Genomic DNA, 13,858 nt, shown 5'->3' with positions numbered 1-13,858 from the left:
TTCATTGGGGAAACAGGTTGCTTGCACCTTCTTCGGCACTGCTCACCGTATTGCGCCACACCTGAAAGTAGCCGCGCCCGAGGCTAACGGCCTGTGCCGGCTCGGCCATGGGTTTGCGGGTGCTGAGGTCGGCTGTGGTGTACAACTCACCTTTGTTGGCATCCACACGCACCACATCGCCATCGCGAAGCCGCGCAATGGGCCCATCGGCTTTGGCTTCGGGGCACACATGAATGGCGGACAACACCTTGCCCGAGGCACCGCTCATGCGGCCATCGGTAACCAACGCCACTGGCAGACCTTGATCTTGCACAATGCCCAGAATGGGCGTGAGTTTGTGCAGCTCGGGCATGCCGTTGGCGCGCGGGCCTTGGTGGGCCAGCACCACCACAACAGGTTCGGTAAATTCACCCTTGTTGAAAGCGTCGATCACTTGATGTTGGTCAGTGAATACACGGCAGGGCGCTTCAACAAACCGGTGTTCTTTTTTTACCGCCGATACTTTGCAAACACCACGGCCCAGGTTGCCTTTCATCAGGCGAATACCGCCGTCGGGCTGGAAGGCGTCGGTGTGCGGGCGCAGTACTTCTGTATTGCGCGAGTCACCCGGTTTGCGCGTTGAAAACACCTCCGCAGTGGGTAGCACTTCGGCCACGGTGTTGGCCATGCTGGTGCCCCACACAGTGGGTGCGTCGCCGTCTACAAAACCGCCGTCGATCAATGTGGCCAACAAGCCTGCGGTGCCGCCTGCGGCTTGAAACGCGTTCACATCCTCGGTGCCGTTGGGGTACACGCGGGTGAGCAGCGGGGTGACGCTGGAAATGGTTTCCATGTCGGTCCAGTCGATCAGGTAACCCGCTGCGCGGGCAACGCTGACCCAGTGAATGGTGTGGTTGGTTGAGCCGCCAGAGGCCATCAAACCGACCAGCGCATTCATCAGGCAACGTGAATCCACCAGCGTACCCAGTTTCAAGGCTGGGTTGCGTGTGGCGCTTTCAAGGGCACGCACGCTTTCACCGATCAGGGCCTGGCGTTGTGGGCTGCTGGGCAATTCAAACGCCCCCCCGGGAAACTGCAGCCCCATAAAATCAAGCATTAACTGATTGGAATTGGCCGTGCCATAAAATGTGCAGGTACCAGGGCTGTGGTAAGCCTTTTCTTCAGACTGCAACAAGGTTTCGCGGGTGGCTTTGCCCTGTGCAGCCAGTTGGCGTGTTTTGGCTTTCTCTGAATTGGACAAACCGGTTTCCATGGGGCCTGCCGGAATGAACACAAAGGGCAGGTGCCCAAAGCCCAAAGCGCCAATCAACAAGCCAGGCGCAATTTTGTCGCACACGCCCAGCAAAATGGCACCGTCGAACACATCGTGCGACAAACCCACGCAAGCGGACAAGGCGATTACGTCGCGTGAGAACAGGGACAATTCCATGCCTTCACGGCCTTGCGTGACACCGTCGCACATGGCCGGTGTGCCGCCTGCAACCTGGGTGGTGGCGCCCAGTGCGCGTGCATGTTGGGCAATCAATTCAGGGTAAACCGCAAATGGCTGGTGAGCCGACAACATGTCATTGTATGCAGTCACAATACCCAGGTGCGGTGACTTGTGTAATGAAATAACACGCTTGGTGGTGCTTGGGTAAATGGCTGTGGTGTGGGCCAGGTTGGCGCAGCCCACAGCTGTGCGGTTTTGCGGGCCCTGTGGCAGGCTGTTTAAGTACGCAGCGCGCGTGCCCTTGGAGCGCAGTTCAATGCGTTCGCGAAGCGCAAGCAGTGCGGGATGTAGTGGTGTTGCCATTGCACAGACCTTGATAAGATTGCTTGTGAACTAGTGTTGTTTGTAACATAATTACAAAAAATTATCAATTAATGTAATCGACTTGATCGACACGAACGGATATTAAAATGACTGACAATTCTCCCCTGCCCGTTGGCGCGTTCACCTTTGTGCTGCACGGTGCGGGGGGCGATCTGGCCAAGCGCAAAATCATTCCTGCACTGGCACATCTGGCCAAGTCTGGCTATTTTTCAAACGACTCCAGAATCATATTTGCACAACGCGAAGCGCTGACACCCACAGAGGCATTGGCCCAAGTGGATGCATTTTTGAAATCTGCTGGCGATGAGGCTGCCCGCGAATCCATCCCCGCCTTGTTGCCCTACCTGCACACCTTGCAGGTGGTGTTGGGCACGCCTGAATCGTGCGGGGCCATGGCGAATGCCGTGGCGGGCAGCCCGGAACCCGTGGTGCATTACGCAGCCCTGCCTTCTTCCCGTTTCATTGATTTGATCAATTGTATTCCTACAGTGCGCGATCCGGAAAAGTTGCGCCTTGTGCTGGAAAAACCATTGGGTTTCAACGCCAAAGAATCCGCCTTGATTGAAGAAGCGGTGGCCGCAAAACTGGACGAATCGCAGGTGTACCGCATTGACCATTACCTGGGCAAACAAGCGGTGCAGAACATGTTGGCCCTGCGTTTGGGCAACCGTATTTTTGAGCCACTGCTGACCCGCGAACATGTGGCCTATGTGCAAATTACGGTGGCTGAAGATTTGGGCGTTGAAGACCGCGCTGGTTTTTACGAGCATGCGGGTGCGCTGCGCGACATGGTTCAAAGCCATATTTTGCAGTTGCTGGCCATTGTGGCCATGGAACCCCCGGTTAGCCTGGAGGCCAATTCGCTGCGCGATGAAAAACTGAAGGTGCTGCGTTCACTCAAGGTGCCCCAAATTACGGGCGTTCCGGAAATTGTGGTGGGCCAGTATGGTGAAGGTTATGTGAAGGGGCAGCCCGTGCCCAAGTACCGCAATGAAAAGGGTGTGGCAGCCAATTCCACCACGGAAACCTATGTGTCGTTTCGCACCGAAGTGCAAACCTGGCGCTGGGCTGGCGTGCCTTTTTTGGTGCGCACGGGCAAACGCATGCCGCGCCGCTTTGCAGAAATCGTGATTCAGTTTCGCGATGTGCCCAAGCCTTTGTTCGAACCGGTGGGCGGGCAGTGGGTGGGTAACCAGTTGGTGATCCACCTGCAACCCGAGGACAAACTTGAATTGAAGTTGCTTGCAAAAACACCGGGCGAGCGGGAACGGTTGAAACCTGTTTCGCTGGATCTGGATTTTTTCAATACCTGGCGCATTCCGGTGCGTGACGCTTATGAGCGTTTGATCACCGACATTCTTCGTGGCCGCCTGGGCTTGTTTTTACGCCGCGATGAAGTGCAAACCCAGTGGCAATTTGTAGACCGTATATTGAACGACTTGAAAAGCCATGGCATGGAACCTGTGCCTTACACCAGCGGTACTTATGGCCCTTCATCGGCCACAGCCATGGCTTTGCGGGCTGGTGCATTGTGGTCGGAGGACGGCTTGTGATCGAAGACAAGGATTCCCAGTTGCGGGAAGACATTCGCCTGCTGGGCGCGTTGCTTGGAGAAATCATTGCTGAGCAACAGGGTTTGCCTGTGTTTGCAGCCATTGAGGAAGTGCGGCAGTTGTCGGTGCAGTACCGCCGGTTTGATGACAAGGCGGCGCGTACCAAACTGGAGGCTCGCCTTGAGGCGTTGACTCAGGACGAGACCATTTCACTGATACGCTCCTTTTCGATTTTCTCAATGTTGAGCAACATTGCCGAAGACTGCCATTTGATTCGCCGCAACCGCGAGCATGAACTTGCAGGCGTGCCCGCGCGCGAGGCCAGCCTGGATTACACCATGGCCGAGCTGGACCGGGTTGGCGTGAATCGCGATGCGGTGCTGGCGCGGTTAAAGCAAACCGAATCGGTGCCCGTGTTGACTGCACACCCCACCGAGGTGCAACGCAAAAGTGTGCTGGATGCGCAGCAAAGCATTATTGCGCTGATTCGCCATCGGGATGAAATCCGCCTGACGCTGGAAGAAACCCATGCCTGGCGAGATGAACTGAAAGCCGCAGTGCAGCGCCTGTTTCAAACCCGCTTGCTTCGCCGAAACAAGCTCAGCGTGATTGATGAAGTGAACAATTCGCTGGCCTATTTTGATTCCACTTTTTTTGCCCAAGTGCCGCAGGTGTACAGGCGTTTGCAAAGCCTGTTGGATTTGCCCAGCACCGACAATTTTTTGCCAGTGAATGAAGACCCGCTGGGCAAGGTGCTCACCGTGGGTTCGTGGATTGGCGGGGATCGCGATGGCAACCCATTTGTAACTGCGCAGGTGCTGGACACCACCCTGAAAATTCAAAGCCGCAAGGTACTGGAGCATTACCTTGCCGAGGTGAATTGCCTGATTCGCGAATTCAGCGTGACCGATTACTTCTTGAAACCCAATCCGCCACTAACGGCATTGGCCAAAACCTCGGGCGAGGACTCTGCACACCGCCAGGATGAAACCTTGCGGCGCGCCTGTGTGGCCATTCGCAATCGCCTGCAGGCTTTGTTTGAGCAAAGCCAACAGGGCCATGACGTGGCCACGGCCTATGGCTCGCCGGGCGATTTACTGACCGATTTGAATGTGATGTACAAGGCCTTGAGTGACAACGGCATGCAACGCATTGCCGAGGGGCGTTTGGCCCTGTTGGCACGCAAAGTGAAAGTATTTGGCTTCTCGCTGATGGCCCTGGACCTACGGCAAAACAGCGATGTGTTTGAAGAAGTGGTGGGCGATTTGTTCAGGCAATCAAGCCTGGGGCAAATTGATTACCTGGCTTGCAGCGAAGCCGAACGCATTGAATTGCTGTGCGCTGAACTGCGCACACCCCGTTTGTTGTTCAGCGATTCACTTCAATACGGCGAACGCACCCATTCTGAAATGGCCATTTTCCGCAAGGCCAAACTGGCGCATCAAATACTGGGCCACTCGGCCATTCAAAACTGCATTATTTCCAAAACAGCATCGGTCAGTGATTTGCTTGAACTGGCCGTGTTGCTCAAAGAAGCCCATTTGCTGAATGTGGCCAAGGGCGACATTGCCGTGAATGTGGTGCCGCTGTTTGAAACCATTGGTGATTTGCAAGCAGCGCCCGACATCATGAACCGCTTGTTCAGCATTCCTGAATACCGTGCCTTGGTGGCGTCACGCGGGCATGTGCAGGAAGTGATGCTGGGCTATTCCGACAGCAACAAAGACGGCGGGTTTGTGACATCAGGCTGGAGTCTGTACCAGGCTGAAATCGGTTTGGTCGATGTGTTTGCAAAGTATGGCATAAAAATTCGCCTGTTCCATGGCCGTGGCGGCTCGGTGGGTCGTGGTGGTGGTTCCAGTTACCACGCCATTTTGGGTCAACCGCCCGGTGCGGTGGAAGGGCGCATTCGCTTGACTGAGCAAGGTGAAGTCATTGCTGCCAAGTATGGAATTGAATCGCTGGGCAGGCGAAACCTTGAGGTACTTGTGTCTGCAAACCTGATGGTGTCTGAGCACACGGAACTGACGCGCGAAGTGCCTGCCAAGTACCTTGAATTGATGGCGCAGTTGTCAGACCATGCATTCAACGCCTATCGCGATTTGGTGTACAACACCGACGGTTTTCTGGCGTACTTCAAACAATCCACGGTCATTTCGGAAATTGCGAGTTTGAACATCGGCAGCCGCCCTGCTTCACGCAAAGCCGATTGGACCATTGAAGACTTACGCGCCATTCCCTGGGTGTTCAGTTGGGCACAAAGCCGTGTGATGTTGCCGGGCTGGTATGGTTTTGGCACGGCAGTGGCTATGCTGCGCAAATCGCTTTCCGACAGTGAACAAGCGGACTTGCAAACCATGGCCAAGCAATGGCCGTTTTTCAACACCATGCTGTCCACCTTGAACATGGTGCTGGCCAAAGCCGACATGGCAATTGCATCGCGTTATGCTGCCATGGTGGAAGACGTTGCGCTGCGCGAGAAAATATTTGGCAGCATTGCTGCCGAGCATGCGCGTGCTGTGGAAGGGCTGCTGTGGTTGACCGGGCAGCAGGAATTGCTGGCCGACAACCCATTACTTAAACGTTCCATCGAGGCGCGTTTTCCTTATGTTGACCCGTTGAACCATGTGCAGGTGGAGTTGTTGCGCAGGCACCGGCAAGGTGAGGCCGACGAACGCGTGGCGCGGGGTGTGCATTTGTCGATCAACGGCATTGCCACAGGCTTGAGAAACAGTGGCTAGCAGGGAGTGAATTGTGGAAACCATACACATTGCCGACTGGAACGAGTTTGTTGCGCTGACTTCGGAATGCGATGGCTGGGCATTTCGTGGCCTGCAAGATGTGGACTGGCCTTTGTTAAGTTCGCTGTCGCGATACCTTCAAAATTATGTGCCCGATAAATCGACCTGGCGCTTGCGTGAAGAACGTGCTTTTCGAATTTTCAGGCGCAAAGCACACAACTACTTGCCCGATGCCAGCGTGCTCGACGATGACATTCGCTGACTTGCATTGATGCAACACCATGGCGCACCCACGCGCATGCTCGACTTCACCAAGTCGCCTTTTGTGGCCGCTTTTTTTGCACTGGAAAGGGCAGTAAAAAATTCAGCCGTGTTTGCGCTGGACACGCCGCGCTTGTGGATGGCCTCGCCCATTAACAACGCAACCTTGCACCGCGACATGATCGACCCCCGCATTGAAGGGAATTTCGAGCGTTACTTTGCATCGAATACCAACGACATGATGTGGGTGGGCGAGCCCGATCAAATGGACAGGCGCTTGGTGGCGCAATCAGGAACTTTTGTGGTGCCTGGTGTGCTCGACAAACCGATCGACGAAATTATTCAGCAATATGAAACCGGTCCGGCCATGATCCGAAAATTTATTTTGCCGACCAGTATTCGAAAAGAAGCGATGTTGGCGCTGTACCGAATGAACATCACCCACGCCACATTGTTTCCAGACCTGGATGGCTTGTCGCGATCCATTTCCTACGAGCTTGAAATTACCTGGCCGGGACATGTCATGGCGGCGAAAAATAACGGCTAGTTTCACTGGCGGCTTTCCTGCCGATATTCCTCCAGCTTGTTGCCCCGGTACACTTGCTTGAAGAATATCGGGGTCAGAAAGGTGGTGACAATGCCCATCAACACCAAAGTTGAGAACATGGTGGGGCCAATAAAGTCGTTTTGGTAGGCAATGCCAGCCACCACCAATTCCATCACGCCGCGGCCGTTGAGCACGGCACCCAAGCCCAGTGCTTCGCGGTGGTCCATGCCCACCATCAAGCCGCCCAGCCAGCCTGCGAATAGCTTGGTGACAATCGACACCACGATGACAATCAGGGGAAATTCCCATTCGGTCAGGCTGACCAATTGCAATTCAAGTCCCAGATAAGCGAAAAATATGGGTGCGAGAAAGCCGTTGGTGATCGACCCCAAGGTGCCTTGCAAGTCTTTGTAGCGGGAAGCAATGAAGTGTTTTTTGTCGAGAAACAGCGCACCAAAAAATGCACCAATCACGAAGTGAAATCCCAAGGCTTCACTGATGGTGCCAAACACAAGCACAAACACAATCACGATACCAAACAAGGCTTCGGGACCAAATACTTTGATCATCGATTCTGGCAAAGCCTGCACATTGACATTGCGTTTTTCGAGCCAGTTCAGTAACTGGTTCAGCCCCACCACCACCATACCCATGGCCATTAGTTTTAAGGTGGCAATGCCCACGGCCACGCTGGCGTCACCCAGGGTGAGCGTTTCGGGCAGGTTCAACACAATACCCAGAATGAACAGGGCAGCCACGTCGTTGACCACCGCGGTGGCCAGCGAGAACTTCGCAATCGGTGTGTGCAAAATGCCAAGGCTGTCCATCAACTTCACAGCCACGGGCAGTGCGGTGATCGAGATGCACAGGCCCAAAAAGATCATGCGCATGATGTCTTGCCCGAAAGCGGCAGCCACCAATACACCACCACCGAAGGGAATGAGAAAGCTGATGACGGCCAGCATCAGGCCGCGGCCTTTCATGGCGCCCACAATGTCGGAGAAGCGCATTTCAAGCCCGGCGTTCAGAATAATCAGAAACACGGCCAGTTCTGTAATACCCGCCAAGGCTTGGTTGGGTTCAATCAAACCCAGAATGGCCGGGCCCAGCAACACCCCGGCCAGAATTTCACCGATCAGCTCAGGTTGGTTGTAGCGCGCAAACAGGCGACCAAACAAGCGGGCAACCACAATGAGCAATAGCAAGCTTGATAACAGCGACATGGGGAAATTTACAAAAGGATGGCGATTGAGTTTATACCACCAGCGGGCCTAGGGTTAACACCAAGATGTGAATGTGATCAAATGTGGCGTTTGATCCATTTGACGTCGTGAACATGCCTAATTCTGAAAAACACCTTGAGGAAACCTGCATCACCAGCACACGGGTGTTTGACGGCCATTTGATGAAAGTGAACCAGGACAGGGTTCGCCTGCCCAACGGTGAGGAATCGGTTCGCGAGTACACCGTACACCCCGGTGCTGTCGCCATTATTCCCATACTGGACGATGGTCGTTTTGTGATGGAAAGGCAGTTTCGCTACCCCCTGCATCGTGTGTTTCTGGAGTTCCCGGCAGGCAAAATTGATGCTGGTGAAGACCCCGTTGCCACAGCCCACCGTGAACTGCTTGAAGAAACCGGCTATGTGGCGCAAACGCTTGAGCACATCACCACCATACACCCGGTGATTTCTTATTCCACCGAAAAAATTGAGCTGTATGTGGCACGGGGTTTAACCCTTCAAGAACGCCAACTCGATCACAACGAGTTTCTGGATGTGGTGTTGGTTGAGCCAGCTGAATTGATGCGGCAAATCAAGGCCGGTGAAGTCAGCGACGTTAAAACAATGATTGGGGCGTTTTGGGTGGCACAAAGCGTTTAAAACTGAAGGTCGCGCACGTACGGGTTGCTTCGCCGTTCCTGAGCAAAGCTGCCTTCCGGCCCGTGGCCGGGAATAAACACCGTGTCGTTGCCCATGGGCCACAGGCGGTTGCGAATGCTGTCGATCAGGGTTTCATGGTCACCACCAGGAAAGTCGGTGCGGCCCATGCTGCCCACGAACAAAACATCGCCCACAAATGCGCGCTTGGCTTGCTCGGAATGAAACACCACATGGCCCGGCGTGTGGCCCGGGCAATGGCGAACACTCAAAGTGCAATTGCCGATTTGAACGGTGTCGCCATCGACCAGCCAGCGGTCGGGTGTAAAAGGCTTGCTTTGCAGAAAGTTGAACATGCGGCTTTGGTCGGCCAGGCGGTCGATCCAGAATTGGTCGCCTTCGTGTGGGCCGATGATGGGCAGGTTCAGTTTTGCAGCCAGTTCAGCCACCCCGCCCGCATGGTCAATGTGCGCGTGCGTTAGCCAAATGGCTTGCAGTTCAAGATTGCGATCTGCAATTGCCTTGGTCAGTTTTTCAAGATCACCACCCGGGTCGATGATCGCAGCCTTGTTGGTTTCGCTGCACCACACAATGGAACAGTTTTGCGCGAATGGCGTGACAGGGATGGTGAGGTACTGAAGCATGTTGCGGGTAGTGGGGTTGGAGTGACGATATAGTAGAGAAATTCAAACGACAGAGGGGCTAAATTTCATGGGAACAGAGGCATATCGCAAATTGTTAGTCGTATTGGCGGTGGCATTTGCTGTGGCTTTTGCCATGGTGTGTATTCCGCCGTTTATCGATAACCCAGATATTATCGGCGCGTTCGCCGGCGGATTTGTGAATCCTTACGCATCGGGTTATGCGATCGATATTTTCTTCACTTGGGCTGTGTTGGCCGTGTGGGTGATGTACGAGGCCAAGGTAAAAGGCATTCGCCACGGCTGGGTTGCGCTGTTGTTGGGCGTGGTGCCCGGTGTTGCCACCGGGTTTGCGGTGTACCTGCTGATTCGGTTGAAACAGGAAAAAGCAGGCGCTTGAAACTACACCAGAAGTGGATGATCGGCCATGTCGTGGTTCACATCAGCATGGCCTTGTTCGTCCTTCCTCACCGCGATCACTACATCACGTAGCTTTGCATCGGCAGGTAATTTGTAATACTCGATCGCAATTTTCGGTGCGTCGATATTTTCAATTCGGCCCGCATCAATTTCAGTCAGGTAGTCGGTGTAGCTAACAACGGCCTGATTTTCAAAATACCCCACCATGCGGTGCGCGGTTTTTGGAAAGAACACATACAGCACAAAATAGAAGTGCCAGAACACCAGCTGGGCAAACAACACCAGCAGCCGTTCGCCCACGCTTGGCTTGGCAATCTCGATAAAAATCATCAAGTGCATGCGCTCGTTTTCGGCCTCGTCCAGCAAGGTTCGAATGGTGGGGCCGTAGCCGGTTTTCATTTTCCGCAAGCTTTTCAGGTGAATCCACATGCCCGCGACCATGCCGGGCACCCCAGCCACTGTTTCAAGAATAACGGCCCTGTGCCCGTAGCGTTTTGCAAAGAATGTGTCTGCAAACCACCGAAAAAACATGGTGAGTGATTTGGCGAAACGGTCTGAAAAGTCCTGTGGTGCGGGTTCTTGTGGCATTGCTTCCATGTGCTCGACTCCCTGTGGTGCGGTGACAGTACGTTCGTTTACTTTGTTAATGAGTCTACGCTTGTTGGGCCATGTGTGCATCTGGCGTAAACGTTAGGTTGTTTAACGCAGGAAAGCCTTGAAGGCCTTGCCCATGATCGTGTTGAAGAAGACCAGATCAGGCCCAACCTTATTGATCCTTGCGAAACCATTCGGCATCAATTTTTTCCAGCATTTGCTCGGGTGTAAGTTGTTGGGTCATCCGTCCACGCAAAACACCCCGATGTTCAAATGATTTCGCGCCACGAGCCATCACTTTTGCCTTGAAAGCGGCGACATGATCATCACCCACATGGCTGTTGAATGTGTTGAATAAGACGACATGTTGGCCATCGAATCGGTTATTTTCGACGAACGCCCAAAGCGGAGGTGCGGGGCTGTAAAGCCAAACCGGAGAACCAAGCCAAACCGTCGAAAATGCTGTCAGGTCCACGTTGGAGGGCTCAATATCGGGCAGGCTTTCAGCTGTTGCCTTCAGCGCATGTGCATCTTTCAACGCATTGGTCAGTCCACTCAGGCCAAGCTCATAGTCTGGTGCTTCTATTGCTATTAGTGGTGAGCCCAAACGTTGTGCCACATGGCGTGCTGCCAAGGCTGTGTTGCCCGATCGTGAAAAATACACTACCGCTGTGGCAGAGGCGCTTTCTGGGTTTGGCGATGAGTACGGAATTGTTTTTTCAAGCAGGCGGGCCTGTCGATTCTCAATTCGGCTTACCGCAAAAAGCACCAGCAAGATTGCGGCAAATGCCAGACCAATCAACCCCAAAATTGCTTTAATCATGTTGCACCTCGCTTTACATGAAGTAGGGTTTGTCGCCCTCGGTGTTGGGTTTGTTAATCCCCAGGTTTTCTTTGATGTGAAGATTTGGATTAGCAATGATTTGTGCAATCAGATCGCCCACACTTTTGCGTGAAACTACCGTGCCTTTGAACGGCTCATGCCTTGCAGTGATTTGGTAATCCACTTCGTCGTCGTCGGTCAGCCAGGCGGGGCGAAGGATGGTGTATTCAAGATCGGAAGCTTCAATTAAATCTGCGGCACGCCGATAGGGTTGAAGGTCTTTGCCGATCATGGCGTTGTTCCACTCACCAAATTTACCGGGTACTTCGTTGTAAATTCCAAGCGAAAGCACAAACACGAGCCGCTTCACTTTGACATCTCGCATGGCAGCAATTACGGCGTGAGCTTGCATATCCAGGTTTTCACCGCTCAAATTGGCATAAACAATATCCTGTCCTGCCATTGCGTTTCGTAGAAGCTTTTTGTCCAGCACATTGCCGAGCACAATATTTGAATTGGAAGGCTCTTGGCCTGTCAGCTTTCTGGGATCACGAACAAGTAGCTTAAGTGTACTGTGGGGCTGATTGGCAAGGGCCTTGACGACCCATTGCGCAATCTGCCCGCTAGCACCAAGAATCAGTGTGTTTTTCATGGTGCTCATGGCTCACAGCTTATCTTTGAAAAATGGCACCACTTTATCCAAAGCGAACGCCACTGGCTCAGGCTTGTCATATAGATCGTAGTGAGACCAGCCTTCAGCAACAACAATTTGCTTATCGGTGGAAGCGGCTCGACTGTAAATCTCCCAGCCGTCCCGATAGGCTCCAAAGCCGCCCGGTTTGTCGCCGATAACCACCATCAGTGGTTGGGTTAAAAGCACTTCGGCATTCAAGAATGCATCCCAACCCATGGCGGCACCACTAAATGACATCAATTGGCTGGTGGCACCATTGGGCTGTTGGCCCCGTGCTGTTTTGTAATAGTCTGTGGCTTCCAGCACGTCAATGTCTGTGATGCCAGCTTGCTGTGCTACCTCCACAGATTCCGGCAATAGATTGGCTGCGACACGTTCAGCCCCTTGTGCCTGTGAGGTTCTCATTTGTGCAATGTTTTGCGCCAGTTCCAATGGCTTGAACTGCGCAAAGCCCTCACGAATCAAGCGGCCATAGTTCACCCCGGTGATCGACACCAAGACTTTCAGGCGATGGTCGGTGATGCCGGCATGAATCGTATACGCACCCCCTCCACACACACCAATAGCACCGATGCGATTGGCGTCCACATATGGCAGGGATTGTAAATAATCCACTGCAAAACGAATGTCCGAGACTCGAATGGCTGGGTCCTCGATAAACCTGGGGCTGCCGCCACTGGCCCCCTGGAAACTGGCATCGTGTACCAGAACCACAAAACCATGCTCGGCCAAACCTTTGGCGTAAATATTTCCAGCTGTTTGCTCTTTGCAACTACCGATGGGGTGCGTGCTCACAATCGCAGGGTATTTTTTCAGTTCGTTAAATCCTGGTGGCAGGTAAATGTCCGCAGCGGTTTGCCAGCCCAGATTTTGATAGCTCACTGTATTGATGGTGCTCATGATTTGTTTCTCCTTTGGCTTAAACCAAACTGTTAAGAAAAAATGAAGCCAGTTTTTCAACTGCCTCGTCCACATACTGGGGTACATCGTACAAATCCATGTGATCTGCGCCTTGAACAACATGGAGAGTTTTGTCTTTGCTGGCCGCCCGTGCAATGAGGTCGTCGCTCATCCACTTGCTTCCCGCATTGCTTCCCGCGATAGCAAGAACAGGTTGTGTCAGAAATGCCTCGGCGAGGTTGTAAGCGTCGTAGGTAATAATTTGGGTCAGGTTGCGTGCCAAGGTATAACCCGGGGCGTTCGGATGCTGGCAACGTGCTGTGTGGTAATACTCCCAGGCACCGCGAAGTTCAGCATTGGGCGCATCCTCTTCTTTCATTGGGGCCAGGGGCATTGTGGCCATGGTCGTGTTATTTGCATCGGCAGTACGTGAGGCAGATCCGGCTTCCAGGTATGGCAAAGCCTCCGCGTTCTTCACAGTGTTCTCCCAGCCGTTGCGAAACATTTGACCAATATTCACTGCACTGACCATGCCGAGGGCTTTGATACGGCGGTCATTGATTGCGGCGTTGGCGCTGTAGCCTGCACCTGCACAAACGCCCATGGCTGCGATATTGCTTTGGTCCACGTAAGGCAAAGTGGTGAGGTAATCAATCACCGCGCTCACGTCCTCTGTACTGATATAGGGGTTTTCAAGCTGACGTGGCTCGCCTGTGCTTTCACCTTGAAATGAGCGATCAAAAGCGATGGTGATCAGACCGTGCTGTGCAAGTTTTTGGGCATACAAACCCGCAGCTTGTTCCTTCACTCCGCCGCCAGGATGTGACACAACAACGGCTGGGTATTTTTTGGTTTGATCAAAGGCCGAGGGAAAGTAAATCTCCGCCGCCATGGTGACCTCTTGGCCATTCAAGTTCTTGAAGGTGACCTTGCTGGATGTAATGCTGGACATGATGTTCTCCTGTGGTGAAAGTGGTTGCTCGCACTGG

Annotated in this window: 14 protein-coding genes; 6 read left to right on the top strand and 8 right to left on the bottom strand. The window is 53.5% G+C overall.

Annotation, left to right across the window (positions count from 1 at the left end; all coding sequences use genetic code 11):
• Position 1 precedes the first annotated feature (1 nt).
• Positions 2–1,795 (bottom strand): phosphogluconate dehydratase, encoded by a 1,794-nt coding sequence (edd, locus tag P0D43_RS02910; protein WP_394673196.1) that lies wholly within the window; start codon positions 1,793–1,795, stop codon positions 2–4.
• 107 nt (positions 1,796–1,902) lie between these two features.
• Here edd and zwf point away from each other — a divergent pair, with 107 nt between their 5' ends.
• Genes zwf through P0D43_RS02890 form a run of 4 tightly spaced genes read left to right on the top strand, consistent with a single transcriptional unit; the run spans position 1,903 to position 6,918 of the window.
• Complete coding sequence (gene zwf / locus P0D43_RS02905) at positions 1,903–3,369, top strand: glucose-6-phosphate dehydrogenase (protein WP_159569274.1); 1,467 nt, start codon at positions 1,903–1,905, stop codon at positions 3,367–3,369.
• On the top strand, positions 3,366–6,110 hold the full coding sequence (gene ppc / locus P0D43_RS02900) for a phosphoenolpyruvate carboxylase (protein WP_394673195.1): 2,745 nt from the start codon (positions 3,366–3,368) through the stop codon (positions 6,108–6,110). Before zwf ends, ppc begins: the two co-directional genes overlap by 4 nt.
• 13 nt (positions 6,111–6,123) lie before the next feature.
• On the top strand, positions 6,124–6,372 hold the full coding sequence (locus P0D43_RS02895) for a hypothetical protein (protein ID WP_394673194.1): 249 nt from the start codon (positions 6,124–6,126) through the stop codon (positions 6,370–6,372).
• A 9-nt stretch (positions 6,373–6,381) separates the two neighbouring features.
• Complete coding sequence (locus P0D43_RS02890; RefSeq protein ID WP_394673695.1) at positions 6,382–6,918, top strand: FRG domain-containing protein; 537 nt, start codon at positions 6,382–6,384, stop codon at positions 6,916–6,918.
• 2 nt (positions 6,919–6,920) lie between these two features.
• Here P0D43_RS02890 and P0D43_RS02885 read toward each other — a convergent pair whose 3' ends face one another.
• Entirely contained in the window at positions 6,921–8,141 is a 1,221-nt protein-coding gene (locus P0D43_RS02885) for a cation:proton antiporter (protein WP_394673193.1), read from the bottom strand.
• A 113-nt stretch (positions 8,142–8,254) separates the two neighbouring features.
• Here P0D43_RS02885 and P0D43_RS02880 point away from each other — a divergent pair, with 113 nt between their 5' ends.
• The gene (locus P0D43_RS02880) at positions 8,255–8,800 is read left to right on the top strand and encodes an NUDIX domain-containing protein (RefSeq protein WP_394673192.1); all 546 of its coding nucleotides are present in this window, start codon (positions 8,255–8,257) and stop codon (positions 8,798–8,800) included.
• Here P0D43_RS02880 and P0D43_RS02875 read toward each other — a convergent pair.
• A complete protein-coding gene (locus tag P0D43_RS02875) occupies positions 8,797–9,441 on the bottom strand; it encodes an MBL fold metallo-hydrolase (protein ID WP_394673191.1) in 645 nt (214 codons plus the stop codon). The two genes, P0D43_RS02880 and P0D43_RS02875, sit on opposite strands and share 4 nt — an antisense overlap.
• A gap of 67 nt (positions 9,442–9,508) precedes the next feature.
• Between P0D43_RS02875 and P0D43_RS02870 the strand changes: the two genes are divergently transcribed.
• On the top strand, positions 9,509–9,838 hold the full coding sequence (locus tag P0D43_RS02870) for a DUF2834 domain-containing protein (RefSeq protein ID WP_341237631.1): 330 nt from the start codon (positions 9,509–9,511) through the stop codon (positions 9,836–9,838).
• Between the two features lie 2 nt (positions 9,839–9,840).
• On the opposite strand, the gene P0D43_RS02865 is transcribed toward P0D43_RS02870, so the two are convergent.
• The 5 genes from P0D43_RS02865 to P0D43_RS02845 all read right to left on the bottom strand — a co-directional run bounded on the left by P0D43_RS02865 (position 9,841) and on the right by P0D43_RS02845 (position 13,821).
• Positions 9,841–10,455: an alternative oxidase gene (locus P0D43_RS02865; RefSeq protein WP_394673190.1), complete on the bottom strand. Its 615-nt coding sequence runs from the start codon at positions 10,453–10,455 to the stop codon at positions 9,841–9,843.
• A 169-nt stretch (positions 10,456–10,624) separates the two neighbouring features.
• The gene (locus tag P0D43_RS02860; protein ID WP_394673189.1) at positions 10,625–11,275 is read right to left on the bottom strand and encodes a flavodoxin family protein; all 651 of its coding nucleotides are present in this window, start codon (positions 11,273–11,275) and stop codon (positions 10,625–10,627) included.
• A 13-nt stretch (positions 11,276–11,288) separates the two neighbouring features.
• The gene (locus tag P0D43_RS02855; RefSeq protein WP_394673188.1) at positions 11,289–11,936 is read right to left on the bottom strand and encodes an SDR family oxidoreductase; all 648 of its coding nucleotides are present in this window, start codon (positions 11,934–11,936) and stop codon (positions 11,289–11,291) included.
• A gap of 3 nt (positions 11,937–11,939) precedes the next feature.
• Positions 11,940–12,869 carry an alpha/beta hydrolase gene (locus P0D43_RS02850; RefSeq protein WP_394673187.1) on the bottom strand — a complete coding sequence of 310 codons (930 nt, stop codon included), beginning with the start codon at positions 12,867–12,869 and terminating at the stop codon, positions 11,940–11,942.
• A gap of 19 nt (positions 12,870–12,888) precedes the next feature.
• Positions 12,889–13,821: an alpha/beta hydrolase gene (locus P0D43_RS02845; RefSeq protein ID WP_394673186.1), complete on the bottom strand. Its 933-nt coding sequence runs from the start codon at positions 13,819–13,821 to the stop codon at positions 12,889–12,891.
• Between the last annotated feature and the right edge of the window lie 37 nt (positions 13,822–13,858).

The sequence above is a fragment of the Limnobacter sp. genome, from assembly GCF_043511195.1.
Taxonomy (GTDB): domain Bacteria; phylum Pseudomonadota; class Gammaproteobacteria; order Burkholderiales; family Burkholderiaceae_B; genus Limnobacter.
Note: the sequence above shows the minus strand (reverse complement) of the source record. Positions and strands in the feature narration are given on the sequence as shown.